This is a genomic window from Moraxella sp. K02 (genome assembly GCF_041154755.1).
Classification (GTDB): Bacteria; Pseudomonadota; Gammaproteobacteria; order Pseudomonadales; family Moraxellaceae; genus Faucicola.
In genome coordinates this window covers 1125767-1148776 of the sequence record NZ_AP031590.1, presented here as the reverse complement: position 1 = coordinate 1148776, position 23010 = coordinate 1125767, and the positions used below count along the sequence as shown (strand labels likewise).

Annotated in this window: 22 protein-coding genes; 7 read left to right on the top strand and 15 right to left on the bottom strand. The window is 43.4% G+C overall.

Annotated features, from left to right (window positions below; all coding sequences use genetic code 11):
- Positions 1–140: 140 nt before the first annotated feature.
- Complete coding sequence (locus ACAM39_RS05260; protein ID WP_369628479.1) at positions 141–650, bottom strand: hypothetical protein; 510 nt, start codon at positions 648–650, stop codon at positions 141–143.
- A 346-nt stretch (positions 651–996) separates the two neighbouring features.
- Here ACAM39_RS05260 and yajC point away from each other — a divergent pair, with 346 nt between their 5' ends.
- The 5 genes from yajC (at position 997) to ACAM39_RS05235 (ending at position 5848) form a co-directional block, all read left to right on the top strand.
- Complete coding sequence (gene yajC / locus ACAM39_RS05255; protein WP_081454568.1) at positions 997–1341, top strand: preprotein translocase subunit YajC; 345 nt, start codon at positions 997–999, stop codon at positions 1339–1341.
- Between the two features lie 155 nt (positions 1342–1496).
- The gene (secD, locus tag ACAM39_RS05250) at positions 1497–3392 is read left to right on the top strand and encodes a protein translocase subunit SecD (protein WP_369628478.1); all 1896 of its coding nucleotides are present in this window, start codon (positions 1497–1499) and stop codon (positions 3390–3392) included.
- A gap of 10 nt (positions 3393–3402) precedes the next feature.
- On the top strand, positions 3403–4653 hold the full coding sequence (gene secF, locus ACAM39_RS05245; protein ID WP_369628477.1) for a protein translocase subunit SecF: 1251 nt from the start codon (positions 3403–3405) through the stop codon (positions 4651–4653).
- 70 nt (positions 4654–4723) lie between these two features.
- The gene (locus ACAM39_RS05240) at positions 4724–5431 is read left to right on the top strand and encodes an AzlC family ABC transporter permease (RefSeq protein WP_369628476.1); all 708 of its coding nucleotides are present in this window, start codon (positions 4724–4726) and stop codon (positions 5429–5431) included.
- Positions 5432–5476: 45 nt separating this feature from the next.
- Positions 5477–5848 (top strand): AzlD domain-containing protein, encoded by a 372-nt coding sequence (locus ACAM39_RS05235; protein WP_369628475.1) that lies wholly within the window; start codon positions 5477–5479, stop codon positions 5846–5848.
- A 43-nt stretch (positions 5849–5891) separates the two neighbouring features.
- On the opposite strand, the gene purF is transcribed toward ACAM39_RS05235, so the two are convergent.
- The 12 genes from purF to ACAM39_RS05175 form a co-directional block, all read right to left on the bottom strand.
- Positions 5892–7427, bottom strand: coding sequence for an amidophosphoribosyltransferase (gene purF / locus ACAM39_RS05230; RefSeq protein ID WP_369628474.1), 1536 nt, complete (start codon positions 7425–7427; stop codon positions 5892–5894).
- Between the two features lie 130 nt (positions 7428–7557).
- The gene (locus tag ACAM39_RS05225) at positions 7558–8064 is read right to left on the bottom strand and encodes a CvpA family protein (RefSeq protein ID WP_369628473.1); all 507 of its coding nucleotides are present in this window, start codon (positions 8062–8064) and stop codon (positions 7558–7560) included.
- Positions 8065–8088: 24 nt separating this feature from the next.
- The gene (locus ACAM39_RS05220) at positions 8089–9132 is read right to left on the bottom strand and encodes a quinone-dependent dihydroorotate dehydrogenase (RefSeq protein WP_224053862.1); all 1044 of its coding nucleotides are present in this window, start codon (positions 9130–9132) and stop codon (positions 8089–8091) included.
- A 203-nt stretch (positions 9133–9335) separates the two neighbouring features.
- Positions 9336–9848, bottom strand: a complete 513-nt coding sequence (locus ACAM39_RS05215; protein ID WP_228288372.1) for a DUF4870 family protein — start codon at positions 9846–9848, stop codon at positions 9336–9338.
- A gap of 74 nt (positions 9849–9922) precedes the next feature.
- A complete protein-coding gene (locus ACAM39_RS05210) occupies positions 9923–10975 on the bottom strand; it encodes a hypothetical protein (protein WP_369628472.1) in 1053 nt (350 codons plus the stop codon).
- A gap of 61 nt (positions 10976–11036) precedes the next feature.
- Entirely contained in the window at positions 11037–12347 is a 1311-nt protein-coding gene (locus ACAM39_RS05205; protein ID WP_369628471.1) for a TolB periplasmic receptor, read from the bottom strand.
- A gap of 138 nt (positions 12348–12485) precedes the next feature.
- Positions 12486–13451 (bottom strand): cell envelope integrity protein TolA, encoded by a 966-nt coding sequence (tolA, locus tag ACAM39_RS05200; RefSeq protein WP_369628470.1) that lies wholly within the window; start codon positions 13449–13451, stop codon positions 12486–12488.
- A 132-nt stretch (positions 13452–13583) separates the two neighbouring features.
- Positions 13584–14051: a protein TolR gene (gene tolR, locus ACAM39_RS05195; protein WP_369628469.1), complete on the bottom strand. Its 468-nt coding sequence runs from the start codon at positions 14049–14051 to the stop codon at positions 13584–13586.
- Between the two features lie 63 nt (positions 14052–14114).
- Positions 14115–14843, bottom strand: a complete 729-nt coding sequence (gene tolQ / locus ACAM39_RS05190; RefSeq protein ID WP_369628468.1) for a protein TolQ — start codon at positions 14841–14843, stop codon at positions 14115–14117.
- Between the two features lie 287 nt (positions 14844–15130).
- Positions 15131–15883, bottom strand: a complete 753-nt coding sequence (locus ACAM39_RS05185) for a hypothetical protein (RefSeq protein WP_369628467.1) — start codon at positions 15881–15883, stop codon at positions 15131–15133.
- Positions 15884–16020: 137 nt separating this feature from the next.
- A complete protein-coding gene (locus tag ACAM39_RS05180) occupies positions 16021–16380 on the bottom strand; it encodes a hypothetical protein (protein WP_369628466.1) in 360 nt (119 codons plus the stop codon).
- A 283-nt stretch (positions 16381–16663) separates the two neighbouring features.
- Entirely contained in the window at positions 16664–17788 is a 1125-nt protein-coding gene (locus ACAM39_RS05175) for a DUF805 domain-containing protein (protein WP_369628465.1), read from the bottom strand.
- Positions 17789–18043: 255 nt separating this feature from the next.
- Here ACAM39_RS05175 and ACAM39_RS05170 point away from each other — a divergent pair, with 255 nt between their 5' ends.
- A complete protein-coding gene (locus ACAM39_RS05170; protein WP_369628464.1) occupies positions 18044–18997 on the top strand; it encodes a LysR family transcriptional regulator in 954 nt (317 codons plus the stop codon).
- A 46-nt stretch (positions 18998–19043) separates the two neighbouring features.
- Here ACAM39_RS05170 and lipB read toward each other — a convergent pair whose 3' ends face one another.
- Both lipB and ACAM39_RS05160 read right to left on the bottom strand, forming a co-directional pair.
- Positions 19044–19724 (bottom strand): lipoyl(octanoyl) transferase LipB, encoded by a 681-nt coding sequence (gene lipB / locus ACAM39_RS05165; protein WP_060995006.1) that lies wholly within the window; start codon positions 19722–19724, stop codon positions 19044–19046.
- Between the two features lie 43 nt (positions 19725–19767).
- Positions 19768–21111 carry a calcium-binding protein gene (locus ACAM39_RS05160; protein ID WP_369628463.1) on the bottom strand — a complete coding sequence of 448 codons (1344 nt, stop codon included), beginning with the start codon at positions 21109–21111 and terminating at the stop codon, positions 19768–19770.
- A 303-nt stretch (positions 21112–21414) separates the two neighbouring features.
- Here ACAM39_RS05160 and ACAM39_RS05155 point away from each other — a divergent pair, with 303 nt between their 5' ends.
- Positions 21415–22929 carry a protein adenylyltransferase SelO gene (locus tag ACAM39_RS05155; RefSeq protein WP_369628462.1) on the top strand — a complete coding sequence of 505 codons (1515 nt, stop codon included), beginning with the start codon at positions 21415–21417 and terminating at the stop codon, positions 22927–22929.
- Positions 22930–23010: the final 81 nt, after the last annotated feature.

The following is a 23010-nucleotide window of genomic DNA, read 5'->3' as shown; positions in this document are numbered from 1 at the left end:
TTGACATTATAAATAAAAAAACGGCTGTGATTTCAAGACAGTGAAATTAAATATTGGCTGAAATTATACTAGAATCGATAAAAAAAGTGGCACAAAACTTTTGCACCACCCTTTTTAACACCACTTTTTATACCACTAACTTAGTGCTTTTCAATCACAAGTTGGCTAATCGCCCTAGACAATAACACCGAATTACCGCTTTCAGTAAAGGTAATACGTGAAGTTGTTACTAAACGTGTCGTCACGTTATTTTCGACGATGACTTCTGTCGTTACCGCATCTGCCTTAGCCTGGTTACCGCTAAATACCACGTTGTTTAATTGTATATCATAGCGATATTGCGTTGCTTTTGACCAGTTGTTTTGCAGCAGGTTTAGATAATTGCTTTTATTTAAGGTGGTGGTTTTTCCTTTACGCGACACAGATATCAAGGCATCATCTGCCACTAGGCTTGCAACGCGCGAAATACTTTTGGCATTTGCGGCAGCCGCCATTGCAGTAGCGTAATTGTCGATATCACGCTGAGTGATTTCAGCATTTGCCAGCGTTGGGACGGTTAACGAAGTCGCCATGACTAACCCTAAGCATAGTTTTGATCTCAGCTTTTTTTGGATTTTATCAATCGGTTGAAAATTTAATGTGATAGTCATGAGATTTTCCTTCAATTGGTAACACCCAATTGTTTGACCCTAAAAGAAATAATTTGTTACATCTAAGCATAGCATAACCATTAACTTTATTGTTACTTCATTGTTAATAATCAAGCATAAAATAGTGAATAACCCCAATAAAACCCTGTGACCCTACTATCCAAAACTATCCAAAATCGCTGGATTACCAAATCAATCATCGTTTCTACAGCGGTGAATTATTTCAGCAAACAAGGGTTAATCATTTATTAATTTGGCTAAATCGGTTATCATTACAGGTTGTTTTTATCACCATTTTATGACTAAATCTCAATTTAAGGGTATTTCAACTATGCTACTTACCGCTATTTTAGCATTTATCCAGTCTGCCCATGCGGAAGGTGCGGCAGCAGCGCCTACTGGAACAGGTGCTTCTACCATCATGCAAATGCTATTGCCATTGGCTTTTTTTGCTATTTTTTACTTCATTATTATCCGACCACAAAGCCGTCGTAATAAAGAGCATCGTCAAATGATTGATGCTATTAAGGAAGGCAATGAAGTGGTATTTGCCGGTGGCTTGATGGGAAAAATCAAAAAGCTTCAAGGTGAATATGCGGTCGTTGCATTAAACACTACCCAAGAGGTGATGGTGCAACGTGCCTCAATCATCTCAGTATTGCCTGTGGGTACCATTGATAGTCTTAAATAATTGCTGATGCAGCTCACCTGTCAGGTTGGCGACCTAGCAGTCTGTTAAGTTGCCAACTGGCTATTATGATATTGTACTGCCTTGTTGATCGCGGTTAATAGACCTAGTAGAACAACTAGTTACCTAAAAAAAATCAAGTTTAAGAAGTCAAGATTATGCACTACCCTGCTTGGAAATACTTTTTAATCGGCATTGTGCTGCTACTGAGCACCCTGTATGCCCTACCAAACCTTTATCCAGACAAGCCCGCCGTTCAAATCACGGGGGCTTCTGCTAGTACCACATTGACCAATGATGTGCTAAAGCAAGCGGAAACCATCCTAAACGCCGCCAGTATCCCAACCAAAAACAACAGTTTTGATGGTAAATCAGCCTTGTTAAAAATTGCTGATGAGTCGACTGAAACGCAGCTTAAAGCGCAACAAGTGCTAAAAGAAAAGCTTGGTGACAATTATGTTGTGGCGTTGAACTTGGCACAAACCACGCCAGCATGGCTACGTAATATTGGCGGTAATCCTATTAAATTAGGGTTGGACTTGCGGGGTGGTGTACGGTTTGTACTAGAAGTTGATATGAGCAAAACCGTCTCTCAGCGTTTGGAAAACTTAATCCGAGATGTTCGCACAGAGCTACGCATCCAAAAAATTGCCGTGACCAATTTACAAGCAGGGCAAAATAATCTGACGTTAAACTTTGTCGATAATGCCGCGCGTGATCAAGCCATTAATGTGTTACGTAATCGCTTTGGGACAAATTACGAGTTACAACCGCTCATCAATGCAGGGGGTCCAGCGATTAACATGACCTTGACCCAGTCAACGATTTCACAAATCTCTCAAGATGCGGTCACCCAGAACTTGACGACTTTGCGTAACCGTATTAATGAGCTAGGCGTGGCTGAAGCCGTGGTGCAATCACAAGGTGCCAATCGTATTGTGGTGGAATTACCCGGGGTACAAGATACCGCAGAAGCCAAACGGGTCATTGGTCGTACCGCCAATCTCGAATTTCGCATGGTGTCTGACCAAAACAATACTTTCCAAGCCAATCCATCTGGGGTATTGCCTGCAGGCACTGAAGCCTACTCATTTGGTGAGGTCGATAGCCCACAAAAAACCTTATTGGAACGTCAAGCTGTGGTCACCGGTCGAAACGTACAGGATGCCCAAGCAGGGATGGATGAAAACGGTCGCCCCCAAGTGAATATTACGCTGGATAATGCGGGTGGTCGTTTGATGCAAAATACCACAGCAAAATCAGTGGGCAAACAAATGGCGGTGCTGTTTATTGAAAATAAGCAGCGTGTCACCTTCCAGCCAGACCCAGTGACGGGTCAAAATAAAGAAGTAAGAACACCTTACGCAGAAAGCCACATTATCAATCAAGCGACCGTTCAAGGGGTGTTTGGGTCAACTTTCCAAATCACAGGCTTAGATAGTAATGCAGAAGCCTCAGAGCTGGCTTTGTTACTTCGTGCAGGTGCGCTAGCGGCGCCCATGTATTTTGTTGAAGAACGTACTATTGGTCCATCATTGGGACAAGATAACATCCAAAAAGGTATGTTCTCTACCCAAGTCGGCTACTTACTCGTGTTCTTATTTATGATTATTTTTTATCGTTTATTTGGTTTAATTGCCAATATCGCGTTGATTTTTAACTTAATGATGATTCTAGCCATCATGTCATTGATTGGTTCTGCCCTAACCTTGCCGGGTATCGCAGGTATCGTGTTAACCATCGGGATGGCGGTGGATGCCAACGTACTGATATTTGAACGCATCCGCGAAGAGCTTGCCAACGGTGCCAGACCCAAATCTGCGATTGTGGCGGGTTTTAACCGCGCATTTACCAGTATTTTTGATGCGCAGCTGACCACCTTGATTGTCGCATTTATTTTATTTGCGATTGGTACAGGTCCGATAAAAGGTTTTGCTGTCACCTTAGCCATTGGTATTGCCAGCTCTATCTTCACCTCAGTGACCGTCACTCGTGCACTGGTACAGTTAGCTTATGGCTACCGCAAAACTGTCAAACGCCTAAGTATTGGTTAAGGAGCGAATAATGAATGATGACAAATTAGAGGACCTAGACGGTTTAGACGGCTCAGAACCCATCAACCCCGAGCAAAAACTCTCAGAGCTGGGCGTACGTCGTAGTGATGAAATAGCATCAAATGCACAGCACCGCAAAACACCGCGCCGTAACGGTAAAGGGGTGAATAAAAATTTGGTCAAGCAGCCTGCTACTCCCACCGATACGATACCCCAAAACCCTGGGTTAGCGGTGGCTAACGCTGCCACGTCTGAATTTTCAGCAGAAGATTTTGGCGGTGAAAAATTCTTTGCCGGTCGGCGTATCATTGATTTTTTAAAGGTAGCTAAACCTTTTGCCATATTATCCGCCATCTTAACGATTCTTGGTTTGGTCGCTATTTTAACCAAAGGTTTAAATCTAGGCTTAGATTTTACTGGTGGTGTGTCAGCCACGGTTGTATATGAGCAACCGGTGCAACAAGCCCAAGTTCAGTCAGCCTTAGCCAGCCATAAAATCAATGACAGTGTGGTGCAATATTTGGGCAGTAACAAAGAAATTTTGGTACGCCTGCCGCCGCAAAAACAAATCGAAGGGTTATCAAACTCTCTTGATGCTGCGTTAGATTTACCCAACAACAATGCCACCATCAAGAATATTGACGTGGTTGGCAGTCAAGTAGGTAATGAGATTTATGTCAGCTCCTTGGGGGCAACGGCACTGGCATTACTGTGTATGTTTATTTATGTCATGGTGCGTTTCCAAGCCAAATTAGCCTTAGGCGCGGTGTTGGCGTTATTTCATGATAGTATTATCACCGTAGGTATTTTCGCACTTTTCGGATGGCCGTTTGATTTGACCGTGCTTGCAGCCGTGTTATCATTGATTGGTTACTCGATTAACGATACCATCGTCGTCTTTGACCGTATCCGTGAGAATTTCCGCCGTGTCCGTGGTGCCAGCCCAACGCAAATTGTCAATTTATCGCTCACTGAAACGCTACGTCGTACTATTATGACCATTTCAACGGTGTTGCTGGTGGTTGTCGCGATGCTGCTGCTTGGCGGCGAAAGCTTACATTGGTTCTCTGTAGCATTGCTCATTGGCTTGATTTTAGGTACTTTCTCATCAGTGTATATCGCCAGTGCAATTCCACTGTGGCTCGGTATGTCGCGCAAAGACTTTATTGTCGAAGTCAAACCAGAATTTGTTGAGGACGAAGTGGTTTTTGAAGACCGCAATGCGCCTATCTATGACAACAAAGTAGTAGATAATCAATAAATGATTTGAGCGGCAAAAATACCCTACTTGCTAGGGTATTTTTATGGCTAGAATCTAAACAAGAATAGCAATGATGAAAAATGAATTAATGAAAAATGGGTTATGGCAACAGGCGTTTAAAGTAAGTTTTCCTGTGGCAATGGGCTATATCCCCGCAGGGATTGCCTTTGGCGTGTTGTTTGTGGCAGCAAAACTTCCTATATGGGCGGCGATTTTATCTAGTGTGGTGTTATACGCGGGTGCGGCGCAATATGCTTCTATTGCGCTGTTAGCGAGCGGGGTTGGAATCTCAACCATCGCCAGCAATACCTTAGCGATAAATTTGCGCCATGCTTTTTATGCCATTCCTTTGTTAAAACAATTACCAACAAATCCTATCAGTCGATTTTATTGCTTGTTTGCGTTAACCGATGAAACTTTTTCCGTGTTAACCACCCTTCATGAAAATGAACGCCAAAAGCTCATATTACCTGTGAGTTTGCTCAATCAGTGTTATTGGGTTATCGGTACCATATTGGGGATTTTGCTGGGTGCAGGGCTCAATGATTGGGTGCCACATTTGGATTTTGCATTAGTGTGCTTATTTGCTATTTTAGCCTACGAGCAGTTTAAAGCGGTCAAGGCTTACTATCCCATCTTCATCGCCATCATTGCGTTCACAGCGGCGTTTTATTTTATACCCGATTGGCTTTTACTATCAGCGATTTGCGTGAGTTTGGGACTCATTATCATCCACTTTTTTATGGATAATAAATCCACTCATCAGCAAGCTCTCTGACACTTCACCTATAGAAAAATTTATTTGATTAATCGTTAGAATATTATGAACACACCACCTGATAACTTTTATTTAGTCGCCGCTACTTTTGCCATGGCTTTGGTGACTTTTCTCACCCGCTTAACCCCGATAATTTTGCCGAAGCGATTATTGGATGCGCCATTGTTGCTCGCGGTGAATAAAGCATTGCCATTATCGGTGATGACGCTGTTGATTTTAACTTCCTTGCATTGGCAGCAGCCTAAGCCTATAAGTATGAGTCTGGGCTTATCGCCATTACTTGTGGCAGAGATATTAGCGCTTTTAGTGGTATTGCTCAGCTATCATTGGAAAAAGCAATTACTGCTAAGTATGCTGGTGGGGATTGCTAGCCTTAATGGATTTTTATGGGGATTGAATCTGATAGGTTTTCAATAGCCATAAAAAAAGCCCAACTTGGGCTTTTTTTATTAAGGATAATTTACACCTCGGTTTGTACTCCGACGATATCTACGGGCGTATCAGCCACGTCTTGTATCCCAGATTTTTTCTGTTTGGCTTTATCACTGCGTCTACGCTGCAATTCATCCAAATAGTCTTCATCAATACCACCGGCGATGTATTTGCCGTCAAATACCGAACAATCAAATTTTTTGGCATCGCTGTGTTTGTCTTGTACCGCTTCAATCAAGTCATCCAAATCTTGGAATATTAAACGATCCGCGCCGATGATTTTACACACTTCTTCCACACTATGACCTGAGGCAATCAGCTCATTGCGCGCTGGCATGTCAATACCATACACATTGGGATATTTGACGGGTGGCGCCGCACTGGCAAAATACACATTATTGGCGCCAGCATCACGTGCCATTTGGATAATCTCGTGACAGGTCGTGCCACGTACAATTGAATCATCGACCAACAATACGTTTTTATTTCTAAATTCAAAAGGCACCGCGCTTAGTTTTTGACGTACCGATTTTTTGCGCTGCTGTTGACCTGGCATAATAAAGGTGCGACCGATATAACGGTTTTTCATAAAGCCTTCACGGTATTTTACGCCTAGATGCTGGGCAAGCTCCATCGCAGAAGTACGTGAGGTATCGGGAATAGGAATAACCACATCAATCCCGTGATCTTCGCCCCATTCTTTGATGATTTTCTGCGCTAACGATTCGCCCATACGCATACGGGCTTTATAAACAGAAATATTATCTATAATTGAATCTGGGCGGGCAAAATAGACGTATTCAAAAATGCAAGGTCTAAACTCTTTGGCTTCGACACACTGGCGACTAAAGAAGTTATTGTTTTCATCAATAAAAATCGCTTCACCGGGCTTCACATCTCGAACGATATCAAAACCCAATGCAGTTAACGCAACTGACTCAGATGCCACCACATATTCAAAACCGCCATTTTCCGCTAATCGTTGACCAAAAATCAGCGGACGAATGCCATTGGGGTCACGAAATGCCAAAATACCATAGCCCGTAATCATAGCGACAACCGCATACGCGCCTTCGATACGTTTGTAGACAGATGTCATCGCTTCAAAAATATCATCGGGGCTTGGATGCTGGATACCGAGTTTTTGCATCTCATGCGCTAGCACATTGAGCAAGACTTCTGAATCAGAATCGGTGTTAATATGGCGCATATCTTCCATAAACAGTTCTTTGGCAATCTCTTCGGCGTTGGTCAAATTACCATTATGCGCTAAGGTAATACCATACGGTGAATTGACATAAAAAGGCTGAGCTTCCGCACTGCTAGATGTACCAGCCGTCGGGTAGCGTACATGCCCGATGCCTTGATGACCGACAAGACGCATCATATGACGTGTCATGAACACATCGCGCACCATGCCATTTTCTTTACGCAAAAACAGACGGCCATCTTGACATGTCACAATACCCGCAGCATCTTGCCCGCGATGCTGCAGCATAGTCAGCGCATCGTATAGCATTTGATTAACTTCACTGTGAGCGGCTATACCGACAACTCCACACATATTTTACCCCTTTGATTTTTCACGGATGGCTATGAGACCTGATGAAAATTGAATGAAACTACCTTATTTGGCGGCTGACAATACTTTAGCCGTCAGTCAAACTTACCAATGCTATTGCCCATTTGCCCCACTATTGACCTATTTTATCGGTAGCGGTTTTACCGAGCGTGGTAGCAAGCTGTTGGGTGATTTGTGTCGCAAAAGGTGCCAGTGGCAGTAGCGCATTGGCAAACTTAGACTGCTGCCAAAAGTCACGTTGACTGACAAAAGGCGCCAATAAACTGAGCACCATTAACACAATGACCAGATTTTTGACCAAGCCAAACCCCGCGCCCGCCAATTTATCTAGGATGCTCAGTCTCAGCCCCTGCAAGGTTTTACTCATCACCCATAATACGATTTGCAGTCCCACGATGACAAATAAGCCAATTGCCAAAAATGCGGCAATGATACTAAGGCCGGTTGAGCCAGTCAGCGACACAAAAAACGGCGCTAAAGGTTTTGCCAAATAACTGGCTAGCAGCAGCGCCAATAGCCAACCGAACATGCCCACCAGTGAGCGCAGCAAGCCATTATTAAACCCCTGCCACAACCCCATAAACAATACAAACAACACTACCATATCTAACAAAGTCATCGGGTCAAGCTCGTATCATGGGATTTACAAAGTAGCGGGTGAATGTTGGCTTAAACGATAACCGTCAATGGCTTCAACACAGGTTTGAATGAGTTCAGGTCCTTCATAAATCAAACCACTATAGAGCTGAATCAAATCCGCCCCTGCTTCAATCTTTTTAACCGCACGTTGACCATTGTCAATGCCGCCTACGCCAATAAGCGCAACTGAGCTTGGTAAGCGTTCGGCAAACTGCTCAAGGACTTGGGTACTGCGGTGACTGAGTGGTCGACCTGATAGCCCGCCTGCTTCTTGACTGGTTTTGTAGTCTTCTACCCCGTTACGGCTTAAGGTGGTATTGGTGGTAATCAGCCCATCAATATCAAAACGCACCAATTCTTTAGCAATATAATCAATTTGGTCTTCTTCCAAATCTGGGGCAACTTTCAGCACTAATGGTACATAATACTGATGTTGGGTAGCCAGTTGGCTGTGACGTGATTTGATACCATCAAGCAGCGCCGTGAGCGCATCACCACTTTGCAAGTCACGCAGGTTTTTGGTATTGGGAGAGGAGATATTCACCGTAATATAAGACGCGTAAGGATACACTCGCTCTAGACAATAAATATAGTCATCTAGGGCATTTTCAACCGGCGTGCTGGCATTTTTGCCAATATTAATACCCAAAATACCTTGATATTTTGCACGCTTGACTTGCTCAATGAGATAATCGACGCCTTTATTGTTAAATCCCATGCGATTGATAATGGCATGGGCTTCTTTGATACGAAATAGACGCGGTTTGTCGTTGCCAGGCTGTGGTTTTGGGGTAATCGTACCAATTTCGATGTAGCCAAAACCCAATGCCGCTAACGCATCGATATATTCGCCGTTTTTATCAAGCCCTGCTGCCAAACCAACTGGATTGGTAAAGGTTAACCCCATACATTCGGTTGTTAATTCTTGTTTACCGTACAAAAACCCGAGCATGCCAAATTTTTGCGATTTTTCAAGTAACGATAACGTGATTTCGTGGGCTTTTTCAGGATCGGTATTAAATAAGAACGGACGAAGAAAGGCATACATAGTTGAATAAGCACTCACATTGCATGGGTGAATCTAATTGACTCTGCCCTTTATACAAGCAGAACTAACCTATTTAGCTTGAGAGATAGCAGCCGTTGACGCGCTGTCTAGACTACCTCGTCAAAATCAGAAAAGCTATTATATCAGTGTTGACGCTAAATAAACACCTGCAATTTTCTTTGCCTTCACCGCTATATCGAAGGCTAAGGCACAGCTCGACCATTTGACAAGGCAATCCAACCGCGAATAATGCGATACAGATGCCATAAGGCTGTGGCGACGATTATCAAGCCGCCTAAAACACCGACAATAAAGCTACCACCCATCGTATGATTGCTATCAACGGCGGCGCCAAAAAATAGCCCACCCGTTGCAAAAATCACCATGACAAAACCAATCAGCCAAAAAAATATACTGTACCAAAACGTTTTGATTTGCCAATCAAAGTGACTATAAAGCCACGTGTTTCTAGCCTCATCACGCTTTAAATAATTCATCACAATCGGAATAATCCAAGTCAGTCCTGCAGTAAAATAACTAAACAGCGCCAACGCATAAGTAATGTGGTTATAATTGATTTGACTTTGGGTCACCGGTAAGTTTTGACTAAGCTGCGTGTATTGCGGTAACGCTGATGGATAACCATTCGCCCCACTACCAAATTGTGGGTTGACTGGGTCAGGTGTGTGAGCATCTGTTGGTTTTTCTAGGTTCATTATAATTTTCCATCAATGATTATTACTTTTTTTATCGGGTCATACAGTAGAATTTCAATTGATTGTTATGGACTTTAGGGTATTACCCAAATCGGTTCTCGAATGGTAAATGGTTGGTGGTTGCTATCGGCAAACTCGATCGTCCAGCTAACAGGGGATTGCTGTGGTGTCAACGCCTCAAAGGTTGGTACTGGGATGATTTTTATGCGATTTTTTGCCGAATACAACAAATAGTTGCCATCGGGCGAAAAGTTGGCAGGTTCAGCCAATCCTTCATTATTAATAGCAATGCTTTGTTTAGTTGCCATATCTGCGAGCCTGCCTTGGCTATTATCGCTGACATAAGTTATCAAACGCCCTGTGGGACTAATCCGAGCGATGGCATTGGTTTTACCAGGCAAGTTTAAAGGCAGAAATTGTTGTTTTGCAAAATAGTATTGATAAAGTTGCGGTTGTAAAAATTTGGCTTTATCCGACGTAAATATAAATGACTTGCCATCTGGCAGCCACACAGGGGCTAAATCAATCGCTGGTTGCTGGGTCAATTGTTTTTTTATATTGCCGCTGCTATCAGTCAAAAAAATCTCTGGATTGCCCATTTGGCTATTTGCTAGTAACAATTGGCGTCCATCGGGGGAGATTGCCCCACTAAAATTATGGGTGCGTTTGGCAGAAACCCCCGACACCCCAGAAACCCCAGAAACCCCAGAAACATCAGAAACATCAGTGACTTGCAAAGTCGCTCTATCAAGGATAACAACTTTAGGATAACTTTTGCCTGCTTGAACCGTAAAAATCAGGCGGTCGCCTAAGCGACTGGCGGATAAGCTCATTATCGTCCCATTGACCTTATACAAAGTCTTTGGGTCGCTGCCATCCATTTGGGTTTCAATCAGCTGCGCTTGGCGATTTTCCCCAAAGCCGGTTAAATAAATAAAAATTAACTTGCCTGGCAGCTGGTTAGCATCCATGTGCGGCAAATTGGTTGGCGCAGTCGCTACCACTTTGGGCAGTGAGGACGAACTTTGCAGGATGGTGTTAGATAAGGTTGTTGATGGCGAATGCATGGTCTGACACCCTGTCATCGCCAAGCTAATTGCCATGACAATTGCCATGACAATTGCCATAACAGGGGCGCACCATAAACGGGGTAAGGGATAAACATATTTCATGTTATTTGTGGCTAGGCTACGGCAAAACATTATTGGCGTCTGGATTGAGCCAAAGTGGTCCATAAATCAAGCCATTGGGTACGCCATTTTGGGAGGGGCTAATACTGATGGATTTGCCATTGGAGACAATGGTAATGACATTTTTATTGGAGTAAATATAGTGTTGTCCATTGGGTGAGACACCTGGGGCTTCACTTAACCCAACGTTATTTACAGCAGTTACCGAGCGCGAACCCAGATCCATCACCACGCCTTGATTAGCACCCGACAAATAGGACATTTTTTTACCATCATTGCTGATGCGCCCCATGCTGCTCAGTCCGCCGCCCGTCAAACGCTGCTCACTACCGGTTGCCAAATTGTATAGATAAATTTGACCTTTATTACCGCCTTTTTTACCACCGGCTCTATCTGAAGTATAGACAAATGACTGCCCATCAGGCGCCCAACTAGGATAAATAGCCCCTACAGGGTCATTGGTCAAGCGACGAGAACTGCCACCTTGCGCCAAATAAATCTGCGGTATGCCGTTTTCAAAACTGCTACTAAATATCACGCGGCCATCTTTACTCACGGACGCACCATAGTTCATGGCTTTAAAATTCGTCAAATTGCTGACTGCCCCGCTGACAATATTGGCAGACATGACCTGCGGATAGCCTAGCGTGTCGGGCTGAACTTGGAAAGTGAAAGTTTGATTGTCAGCAGAGGTGTTTAGGGTTTTAATGGTACCGTTAAACTCATAAATCACTTTTGGGTTAAACCCATCCACATCAGAAATGACCAAACGTGACACACGGTTTTTAGGCTTGCCTGTTTCCACCACATACGCAATTCGCCCAGAAAAATCGCCTTTGATGCCTGTCAATATCTCATAGATACGGTCTGCAATCTTATGCCCTGCCATACGCAAACTTTGCGAGTTATTTTTGGTGGTGACGGTTTGCAGACCTTGCATCACCTCGCCTGTCGCCACATTAATGACTTCAAAATTAATTTCAACATTGCCCCGATTGCTGCGCGTATTGCCGACCACCAGATAAGGGACGGCTTTATGCTGCCAGACAGGCAAAGTGACTTCACTACTGCTATGAGGCCGCTCTGGCAAATTACTATCTAAAGTAAATTGCCCCAAATTGGTCAAATCATTGGTGACAATCCCTGAGATACTCTCTGCGCCAGCAAATGGTACGATGGCAACTTGCAAGTTTGACCGTGGTGCCTGCTTGACTAGAGTAAAGTCAACTTTATCGGCAGCGTTCGCTAGAGGTGGCATCGCAGTGGTAGCCAAGGCAATGACTGCCGCTTTAAAAAAAGTTCTGTTCATAATTAGCCTGCAATATTTATAATTATTAAAAAAGTGGTTTTCAGATAATAGCATTGTTTTAATCGCCAAAAAAGACTGGGCAAGACTAAGCGCTACAACACTATTAGCTTTACTACTTAGCTTTACTACTTATTTTTACTATTTAGCTTTAAAGTTGCCTGTCATGGTTCTTGCGCCATTGGGTGGGGGTGGCAGTGGACTTGATTGGTTGATTGCTTGTTGTAGGCTTGCTTTAAAAGCGGCATCACTACTGCCGCGAATAGTGATATTACTAATTGTACCATCCGCCGCAATGCTAAATGACGCCGTTAATGAATTGCCATTACTATTGGTTGGCACATTCCAGTTTGCATCAATCATCGCCATGACTTGGCTGACATAGCCTGCCGAGCTCCCACCCGATGCACCACCACGTCTGCTAGAACCTTGACCACCAAATGATTGCGATTGCGCTGCACCTGTAGATTGACCATCTTTACCCAAATCCAGTGATTTTATACTATTGTTACTTTGCCGCTCGCTATTGGCATTGAGGTTTTTATTGTAGGCGGCATTGTTGGCGCGTATTTCGTTTTTTACCTCATCAATATTGCTTTCGGCAATTTTATAATCTTGCAGATTTCGCTGCTGGGTTTCATTGCGCTGGTTTAATTCATCAATCACGCTCTGTCTTTCAGCGGCTACTTCCCGGTCTAGCTTTTCAGCAAATAATGCCTGCTCTTTTTCCCATTGCGCCTGCTTGGCGGCCAAATTATCTTTGACCATTTCAATTTGGTTGGTTGAGGTCGAATGAGGCGTGTTCATTGGCACAGTGGATAGGGTTTGGGAATTTAAAGACGGTGTGGGCGCACCAGCCATCTCGCCAGCCGTGGCTTGGTTTTGCGCAAGCTCATTTTGTTGGTTGGCTTTGATTTGCCCTTGCATTGCCGACAACTGCTCAGGGGTAATCAAAGAGGTTTCCATGGGCGCGGGCGGGGCGTTATGATAAAAGAAAAACAATAACCCAACCACCAACGCATGGGCAATGGCACTGAGCACAATCGCCCATACCGGGTAATCGGGTGTTTTGACGGGTACATAGACTGAGGTCACTTCAGCATACATCGTCTCAGTATTTCCTTATTCTAGCAAAAATGTTCAATCAAAAATTAAAAGGTCATCGTATTAGAAGGCTGCTTGATTAAAAAGCTACTTCATTAAAAAGCTACTTGATTAAAAGGCTACTTGATTAAAAGGCTACTTGCTGGCTGCTTTTGGCGGTGCCGTTAACAGCCCAACCTTTTGAATGCCCGCTTGCTGCAAGTTTGCCATCAATTGGATAATATCACCATATTGGTTATTTTGATCGGCATTAATCATCACATTGACATTGGGCTTACCATCGAACTGATATTGAGGTTGAGATTGTAAATTATTCAAAGTGGCGATTAACGCCGCTTCGCTCATTGGCTCATCGGTTTTGTCTTGGGTACTTAAATATAGCTGTCCATCAGATTTTAGTGACACAATCACCGGTAACTGCGTGCCTTGCTGCAGTGATTTGGTTTGCGCTTTTGGCAAATCAATATCTACTCCCGTCGTTAACATAGGCGCGGTCACCATAAATATAACCAGCAGCACCAACATAACATCAATATAAGGCACCACATTCATACCCGCATTGAGTTTTTGTGGACGGCTACGGCTGTAAGGGTTTGCTTTCATAGTGTCAAGTTGTTCAATAAAATTTATCTAACATTCATTTAGCGTTTAGCATTCAGCGTTTGTCTAGCGAGCGAGCGGTGGCATCATGGCAGCTGAATTCATCCCCGTGGGTAAATTGGTAGCCGTATCCACAGTTTGTCGCAACAACATGCCTGTCATCTCATCACAGAACAGGCTACGACTTTGATAAACTTTATCGTTTTTTGCGGTAAAATGGTTGAAAGCCAGTGCCGCTGGAATCGCAGCAAACAACCCGAGCGCCGTGGCAATCAAGGCTTCAGCAATACCAGGCGCAACCGCAGCCAGTGTGGCTTGCGCAGAAGTCGATAAACCCATAAAAGCCGTCATAATCCCCCAAACCGTGCCAAGCAGACCGATATAGGGCGAGACCGAAGCAATACTCGCTAGCAACGGCAATCCTTGCTCAAGCTCGAGTTGTTGACGACCCAAGCCAACGCGAAGTTTGCGCTCGACGCCTTCAATGACGTCGCTACGGGCTTGGGTGTTTTTGAGCAGTTTTAAAAACTCACTAAAGCCAATAAAAAAGATTTGCTCAAGTCCACTTCTATCAGGATTGCCTTGAACACCTTTGTATAGGGTTGGCAATTCAACCCCTGACCAAAAGGTTTTCTCAAAATAATTATCGGCGCGCGTGGCAATTGCCAAACGACTGCTTAAACGAAAAATAGTGACCCAACACAACAAAGAAGCAAATAATAAAATGCCCATGATAATTTTGACGAAAATACTGGCATGCGTCACCAAACTAACGAGATCAATCGAGCCTTCCATAAGTTATGCTTCCCCAACCATCCAAATCACTAAATATAAATTACTAAATATAAATCACTAAATATTTTGATGCCAGCCTGTCAACAGCCTGCTAGCAATACCCGATTAAAACCAAAAACCAAAAACCAAAAACTAGTGCAATTATAAGGTCGAGCACTAGAATTAACATAAGCATATTGTAACCAATAACATTGGCTAATCGTATAAAAATTTTGGGGCGTTGCTAGTATTGATGATGGCATGGCTACTATGACTAAAAGCTAAGGCTAAAAAGCTACTGATAAAAGTCATGGCGCTGCAATAAACTGCTGTGTTTGGGCATAAGATTGTGCTTCTGATTTGATTAGCGTCAACCATTCATTGGCAATGACAGGATGCGACTGAAAATATGCCATCATCCAATGGGCTAACGGCGTAGGCACGGGCACAAATTGGGTGGAAGGCAAAATGGATTGGGTGCCATTGGTTTCATCACTGTCATACACAAGCTCAACCTGCGGATTTTTTTGAATAATTTCTACCCCGATAATCTGCCAATTGGTAAAAGCATTATCAATCGCATAAGGCAAAGCTTCTGTTTTAGATAATTTTGATGAGAGGTAGATAGGCTCAAATGTTTTGCTAGTATTCACCCAATGCAAACGCAATGCAATATCAGGTTGTTGGTAAAACACCACCAATTTGCCAGCAAACTTTATTTGCCAAGGATTGACAACTTGGCTTAGATGAATGCCAAGCATTTGCGCAAATTGTTCTCGCGTCAGCAATCGATCAAAGCTTGCTAGCAATTGACCATTTAATGAATGTTGCAGTTTGAGTAAGTCGGATAAATACTCATAATGGTAAATAAATTTCATAGGCAGGTGCTGTGAGATAACCCCGTCCGTCACTTGACACCGATGCACTTTCCACTGCGGCATGGTATCGGTAATAAGCGCAAGCAAGTCTATGATTGTATTGTTTTTAGTTTTGGTTACGGTTTGATTATCGAGCGTTGAATCGATAGTTGGCGTATTAGCATCCGTTTGAGTGACTAGCAAGCGATTTCCTTTTAACTGGTTGGTTTATCACAATTGCTTCATTATAAAACTTTTTTCATGCATTTGAGCCAAAAAAAATCATCACATGGTGAAATGCAATGATTCATCTAAAAAACTGTTGTAACTAATAGTTTTAGTTAATAATAGGCAGCGTTTAGCAATAAACCCACCGCTAAAAAGAACCAAATCATAAATACGACACTGAGCCATTTACGATGATATCGCCAAGATTCATTATCGATTTTGTTATCGGTTGTCAAATCATCCGTCGAATCATCTATGGCTGATTTTCTTGGTAACTTTGCAGACTTTTTAAAAATATCTTTAAATCGTAAGTCTCTGGTTAAGTGATTGTCCTCATCTTTTATGGTAAAAAAATTAGATGAGTAATCTGCCAAATAAGTTTGAGGATTAGTCGAACTCGGTAATACCGATTTGACGGTTGCTTGGCGATAATCATGCTCAAGCACGTCAGCAAAAACTAACTGAGACGCCAAACTTTGAGATGCTAAGCCACTCCTTATTAAGCCACCCCTTATATTGTTATGTGTTTTGTTAATCTTCATGTTAAATACCCCTTCTTGATAGGTAACATTATAGGGATATCATGCCGTCATTTAATCATAGGTTTGATTGTGGTTTTGTTATACTTAGCTAACTTGTATTAGCAAATGTGCAGATTTGAAACCGTTTGTAAATCGTGCATAGTTAAATTCATTGACAATTAATTTACACTTTGGTCAGGATTAAAGCATTGATTTAGCCTTAGCTTTAAACAAATTATCTTCTATCGATAAATATTTGTTGTTCAGAGGCTTTGACAAAGTCTTCATAAGAAACTACCCCTTGACTACTAGGGGCATCCGTTGTTGAATTACTGCCCGTCTGCGCGCGCTCATCTGAACCTTGATTTAGGTTATTGGGATTTGAGCCATTAGGATTTAGGGTACTGGGATTAGCGGTGTCAGTTGGCGCATCAGGCATCTGATTAGTCCTACTTGGCGTGTTGGCGAGCGTATCTGTTGACACTTGATTGGTGGTTGTAGCGGGATTGACATTCGCTGGCGCGGTGGGTTGTGGGGTGGAAGACACGCCGTTTCCTAATTGCTCACCGGTAATTACCACCGCTTCTGTTCTTAAATTCTCTGGTTGAGTAGTCGAGGCAGCAACCGCTGAAGCAGTTGCAGGCAATGTCTGCGCCGATTGGCTAGGGTTTGTTGCCGTCACAATGACATTGTTTTGGGCGTCTCTACTGTTTCTTATCGCTTGATAACTGTGATAGCTGGGCAAGACAATTTGGGTTAACAAACCGATGAGTGAAATGACTAAAAGCGGAATCAATACCATCAGTACCGTTTTTAACTGGGTAGCAGGTCTAGCAGGTAAGCCATAATAATTGGAGCCTGCCGTCCCTTCGACTGCTAGCAAGTAAAGGTAAACTAAGATATTTACCCCAGGCACTAACATCAATAGCACAAGCCACCCTGTTTTGTTAAGGTCATTGAAGCGCCGTTTGCTAACGGCAAGCTGTAGATAAAACAAAACCGCCACACCCACACTACTTGCGCCAAGCAAACTCATCGGCAACTGCTCACTACTGGCATTCACCATGCCCTGAAAGCCACCAATCGTCACAAATAGCAAAGCGACCAGCATTAGTGCTATCAATGCATTAAAGGTGGAATACGCTAAAAATTGAACACGACTAACCCGACCGTGCCAATCAAAAAACCGACGATTATTAAAACCTTCTTGCATCTCGGTTAACGTGACAAAAGACCTGCCTGCTTCAGTTGCAATTATTTCATCAACTTGCATTTCATTAACTTGATGCACATTATCGAAACTGGGTTCAATGGGCGGTAAAGACTGGGCTTTTTTTGGCTTGGGTAGACGGATGGCCATAATGAGCAACTTAATCTAGAGGTTTAAACTTTTTTTAGCGTAAGGTTTTTAGCATAATATTTTTAACGTAGTATTGCCCAAATTTTATAATATATTGGTTAGAATATCTTGAAATGGCGACATAAATTTGACATTTTTTGTAACATTGATTTAGTGACATTGATTTAATGGTTTGGCTTGATAGCAAATTTATTGAATGAGTAAACAGCTTTTAACCCCGATAACACAACGCTGTAATTATCATTGAGTATTGATATGGATATTTCACAACTCACTTATTTTGTGGTAGTGGCAAAAGCAGGTAGTTTTAGCCAAGCTGCCAAAACCTTGGCTATATCACAGCCATCGCTAAGCCGCCATGTCCAGCAACTTGAAAGCGAGCTGGGTGTCGAGCTGCTGGATCGCTATCACCGCCCAATGACCTTAACCGCAGCGGGGCATTTTTTTTTGGCACAGATTGAGCCAATATTGCTACAGCTTGAGCAAGCCCGTGAGTTGACTCAGCGCTTTGCCCAGCCGCATCGAACCAATCATTTGACAATAGGATTTGTCGCCTCGGTGCTATATGGTTTGTTGCCTGAGATTATTTCTACAGTCAAACAGCGACACCCAAATTTGGATATCAAGCTAGTCGAAATCAATTCGGAGCAGCAAATGTCAGCGCTAAAGTCGGGAGACATTGATGTGGGGTTTGGAAGGTTTCGGCACAGTGACAACTTTGTGCAACAGATATTTTTACGTCATGAACGCTTTGTGGTGGCGCTGCCGATGGCTCACCCCTTGGCATCACGCCCGGATGATATTGGCATTGCATTTAAAGAGCTGCTAGAAGATACGCTCATTTTGTATCATCGCACGCCCTTGCCAATCCTGCAAAATCCGCTATTTAATGGCGAAACTGACCAACTCATGTATTTGTTTGCCCGCCATCAGTTGTCACCTCATTTGACCACCAAAGTGCGCGATATCCAAATTGCTTTGGGCTTGGTGGCGGCAGGTGAAGGCATTACCTTAGTGCCTGATAGTTTAAAAACCGTGCGTACCGAGCAAATTCATTATCATCGTCTACGTCACGAAGATGCGACAACCCCGATTTTTATGAATGTACTGGCACACCAATCCAATCCATATATTGATGATTTACTGCAGGCGACTTACCAAGTGTATGAAATTAAAGGCATTACCTACTCTACCCAATCCTTGAATTAAAGACATTGGTAATAAAGGCTCTTATATTTAAGCCCTTAGTAAGATTTTATTTGCTTAGGCTAAATTGGCGTTCTTGGTTGACACGGCTGATGAATTGTTGGGTAAATACTTGATAATCCACGTCCGCAAAATCTGCTAGACGCAACATGGTCATGCCGGCATAGCCACAAGGGTTGATCATTTGAAACGGGGTCAAATCATTTTGTACATTGATGGCGATGCCATGATAACTAAAGCCGTGTTTTATCTTAAATCCCAATGACGCAATTTTACCAAGTTCTAAATCGTCTTGGTTATACACATACACCCCTGGCGCATCCGCGCGCGCTTTGGCATAAAAATCTGGCGGCAAATAAGGCGTGATGACATCAATGATGATGGTTTCAGCTTTGCTGACCAAATCACGCACGCCCCACCCCAACGCATTTAAATCAAATAAAAAATATACCACCAACTGCCCATGACCGTGCCAAGTGACTTGACCGCCCCGATCGGTGTGGATGATGGGGGTATTATCTCTTTGTAAAATATGTTCAGGTTTGCCCGCTTGACCCAGCGTAAACACATTATCGTGGTCCACAATCCATAACTCATCAGCGCTAAGCTGCGCCTGCTCGCTGCTGGCAGATTTTTTTTGCTCGATACGCGATAACACGCGCGCCAGCATCGCTGCATGGGTGGGTTCATATTGAGCGTTTTGCAAATATTTAATTTCTAATGGTAACATCGCATTTCCTTGCAGTAGCTTTCAAGTTTGTGTGACAAACCGCTTATTTGTCGTTTGTAGCAGTAACATTGACTTTGCCCAGTTGTAAAAGAGATTTTTCTAGCACTGGCTGATAATCAGTCATATCACGCTGCGCGACTGAGCCAAAATTTGTTAATTGACTGGTTAATTGACTGACTGGCATCAGCATCGCAGGGTTGGTGTTGCCGCTTTTTGCAAAACCGATGGCTAAACTTGCGTTATCACCGCCCAAATAAAAATCTTTGATGGTAAGTTGATCGTCAGTCGCTTTACGGGTTTTCTCATTGTCATTGGGCGAACTAGTTGCAAAATCCAGCGTTAAATCCTGCTTTTCTTGAGTGACTAGGCTGAGCTCGTCATAGCCTCTATCCGCAAGATAAAGCATATCTTTACCACCGCCCACATTGATAATGGTATCATGACCAAATCCTTTGGTGAAATAATATAAATCATTGCCCGTGCCACCCACCAGCACATCATCACCAGCATTGCCGATGAGCACATCATCATCAGCACCGCCTAGCAGCCTATCTTGACCGCTATTACCCACTAGCACATCGTCCCCCTGACTACCCCATAATAAATCCCCTACGCCCTGCCGTCCAAGCACAGAACCGTCAGTATGGTGATTGATGATGACATCATTAGCCAAGGTGCCAAAATGCTGGTTGGCTTTATTGGCGAGGGATTTGGCTTCATAACTGTTCCAATCCAGTGCCTTGCCAAATGCTTGCTGATAATCTTGCGATATACGCGCAATGGCAAAACGGTTATTCAAGAACACCAAGGTATTGTATTCATCATACGTATAAAGCGGCGCATGAAACTGCCCACTGGGCAACATGCTTTGATTGAGCACTGCCAATTGGGTTATTTTGTCGTTTTCACTGATTGCTTGGCGCATGATTTCATCGACTTCAGTAAACACATCTTTATCTTGCGGTTTTGCCGCGTTATCGAGCCACAATGGTTTGACAAACCGTTGATAGCCTAATTCTTTTGCCACCAAAAACTCATAATAAGTTGCCTCACCCTCCGCTTTGGCGCGTGCCATTCCATAGGCTTGTGGCGTATCAAATTGATACAAATTGTCTTTATCACTATTGATTTGTTGGTATTGACCGGTTGCGTGCCCTAGCTCGTGGGCGATGTTCAAAAAATTTTTGTAACTTTTAGCAATATGAATGGTATTGCCGTAGGCTTTTGCGCCGACACCGACCGTGGTATCTTGCTCATCAATGCGTAAGTTACCTTGGAATCGATTGAGCAAATTGACCAAGGTAGGCGATTTTTCGATATCTTCGACATTAAACCCCGACTGAACCAAATAGACATTGTTGGGATTGTTCAGATCTAACGCAGGCATGACCTTCCTTTAAGTGAGTGGCTTTTTAGGTAGTTTTTTTAAGCAGATTTTCTAACAAGTAACACTTAATGACAGCAAAAAGTGAGTTTTATAGCGGCATTGCCTTATGCACAGTTATCGCACAGACCTTATCGTCGGATAAAGGTATAGTAAGCAATATAAATTTTAAAAAACATCAGCAAGCTTAATCAAATTTTCAGCCGGCTGTTAACGCGCTATTATAGCGCAATTAATGACTTAAAATGCCCTAAACAGGGGGCATTTAACCGCCAGATTAGTCATGCCTATAAAAATGGAAAAATTATGAAAATCGAAAACTCGTATGCCACGCTCGATCCAAGGCTTTATCATAAACACCCCCCCAAACCACTCATCAACCCGCAAGCAGGGCATTTTAACCCGCAAGTCGCCAACCAAATTGGTTGGGCAGATGATGAGTTTTTAACACAGCATTGGGTCGAAATCTTGGGCGGTGACATCGTTCCCGACGGCTTTGAACCATTAGCCATGGCGTATGCTGGACACCAATTTGGGCAATGGGCAGGGCAACTGGGCGATGGTCGTGGTCTATTACTCGCGCAGGTAATCGATAAAGACGGACAATTGACCGATTTACATCTTAAAGGCGCAGGATTAACCCCCTACTCGCGCATGGGGGATGGTCGTGCGGTGATTCGAAGCGTAGTGCGAGAGTATTTGGCAGGTCATGCGCTCAATTGCTTGGGCATTCGTTCTAGCAACGCGCTGGGCTTTGTGGTTTCAGATACCCCTGTCAACCGTGAGACACGTGAACGCGGCGCGGCGCTATTACGTACCGCAGATTGTCATATTCGCTTTGGGCATTTTGAATGGGTGGCAAATTATGCGCCTGATTTATTGCTGTATTTTACCCGTTATGTCATCAAAACCTATTTTAACCCGTGTTTTGACAGTGACACGCCCATTCAAGATTTTTTGAGACAAGTGGTTGATAAAACTGCCAAAACCCTTGCTGATTGGCAGCTAATTGGCTTTGCCCATGGGGTGATGAATACCGACAATTTATCCATCACGGGTGCGACCATCGATTTTGGTCCTTACGGTTTTATGGAGCGCTTTAATCCGATTTGGATCAATAACCATTCTGATTACAACGGGCGTTATGTTTATCAAAACCAGCCATCTATTGGACTTTGGAATTTGTCACGTCTGATTACCTTATTTTTACGTCTTAATGGCGAAAAACTGACCGCTAATCACCCGCCAGAAGCCTTGTCGCGTGAGCAGTTAACCGACATTTTAGACAGTTTTGGCGAGATTTTTTATCAGTACTATCAGCAGGGTCTCTGCCAAAAATTTGGCTTAGCCATCAGTGAAGAAAACTGTGACTTTGCTTTGCAGTACTTAGAGATCATGCAGCAAAACAAACTTGACTTTACCAACAGCTTGAGAGCGCTGGTAGCTATTGTTGCTGACGCCAAGCCCAATGATAAATTAAACCTATTACATGAATTTAATTTACTTAATCAGTTGAAAATTTCAATTAGCAGCGCTAACGGTCAACCCAATGTCACATTAGCGGACTGGATTGATACCTACCATACTAAATTACAGCAGGATTCTTTGCAGTTGGTAATGAGCCACAATCCCGTGTATGTCCTAAGAAACAGTATGGCACAGCAAGCTATTGAATTGGCTGAACAAAATGACATGAGCGAGGTGGATAGACTGTATCAGCTACTGGCTAATCCTTACCAAGTTAGTGCATTAGCCAAGCCAAGTGACAGCGAGCCACCGTCGGCAGATGCGCCTGAAATATGTGTCAGCTGCTCATCTTAAGGTGATAGACAAGGTCGGTAGCGCGATTTTTTAGCTCACTAGTTTTATTTTTTGCCGGTACTCAACTAGTCATCAATCTGT

What these genes read in the sequence shown, in the direction of transcription:
- ACAM39_RS05260 (WP_369628479.1), bottom strand. Translation starts at nt 650, where the DNA reads ATGACTATCACATTAAATTTTCAACCGATTGATAAAATCCAAAAAAAG.
- secD (WP_369628478.1), top strand. Translation starts at nt 1,497, where the DNA reads ATGCACTACCCTGCTTGGAAATACTTTTTAATCGGCATTGTGCTGCTA.
- secF (WP_369628477.1), top strand. Translation starts at nt 3,403, where the DNA reads ATGAATGATGACAAATTAGAGGACCTAGACGGTTTAGACGGCTCAGAA.
- ACAM39_RS05240 (WP_369628476.1), top strand. Translation starts at nt 4,724, where the DNA reads ATGATGAAAAATGAATTAATGAAAAATGGGTTATGGCAACAGGCGTTT.
- ACAM39_RS05235 (WP_369628475.1), top strand. Translation starts at nt 5,477, where the DNA reads ATGAACACACCACCTGATAACTTTTATTTAGTCGCCGCTACTTTTGCC.
- purF (WP_369628474.1), bottom strand. Translation starts at nt 7,427, where the DNA reads ATGTGTGGAGTTGTCGGTATAGCCGCTCACAGTGAAGTTAATCAAATG.
- ACAM39_RS05225 (WP_369628473.1), bottom strand. Translation starts at nt 8,064, where the DNA reads ATGACTTTGTTAGATATGGTAGTGTTGTTTGTATTGTTTATGGGGTTG.
- ACAM39_RS05220 (WP_224053862.1), bottom strand. Translation starts at nt 9,132, where the DNA reads ATGTATGCCTTTCTTCGTCCGTTCTTATTTAATACCGATCCTGAAAAA.
- ACAM39_RS05215 (WP_228288372.1), bottom strand. Translation starts at nt 9,848, where the DNA reads ATGAACCTAGAAAAACCAACAGATGCTCACACACCTGACCCAGTCAAC.
- ACAM39_RS05210 (WP_369628472.1), bottom strand. Translation starts at nt 10,975, where the DNA reads ATGGCAATTGTCATGGCAATTGTCATGGCAATTAGCTTGGCGATGACA.
- ACAM39_RS05205 (WP_369628471.1), bottom strand. Translation starts at nt 12,347, where the DNA reads ATGAACAGAACTTTTTTTAAAGCGGCAGTCATTGCCTTGGCTACCACT.
- tolA (WP_369628470.1), bottom strand. Translation starts at nt 13,451, where the DNA reads ATGTATGCTGAAGTGACCTCAGTCTATGTACCCGTCAAAACACCCGAT.
- tolR (WP_369628469.1), bottom strand. Translation starts at nt 14,051, where the DNA reads ATGAAAGCAAACCCTTACAGCCGTAGCCGTCCACAAAAACTCAATGCG.
- tolQ (WP_369628468.1), bottom strand. Translation starts at nt 14,843, where the DNA reads ATGGAAGGCTCGATTGATCTCGTTAGTTTGGTGACGCATGCCAGTATT.
- ACAM39_RS05175 (WP_369628465.1), bottom strand. Translation starts at nt 17,788, where the DNA reads ATGGCCATCCGTCTACCCAAGCCAAAAAAAGCCCAGTCTTTACCGCCC.
- ACAM39_RS05170 (WP_369628464.1), top strand. Translation starts at nt 18,044, where the DNA reads ATGGATATTTCACAACTCACTTATTTTGTGGTAGTGGCAAAAGCAGGT.
- lipB (WP_060995006.1), bottom strand. Translation starts at nt 19,724, where the DNA reads ATGTTACCATTAGAAATTAAATATTTGCAAAACGCTCAATATGAACCC.
- ACAM39_RS05160 (WP_369628463.1), bottom strand. Translation starts at nt 21,111, where the DNA reads ATGCCTGCGTTAGATCTGAACAATCCCAACAATGTCTATTTGGTTCAG.
- ACAM39_RS05155 (WP_369628462.1), top strand. Translation starts at nt 21,415, where the DNA reads ATGAAAATCGAAAACTCGTATGCCACGCTCGATCCAAGGCTTTATCAT.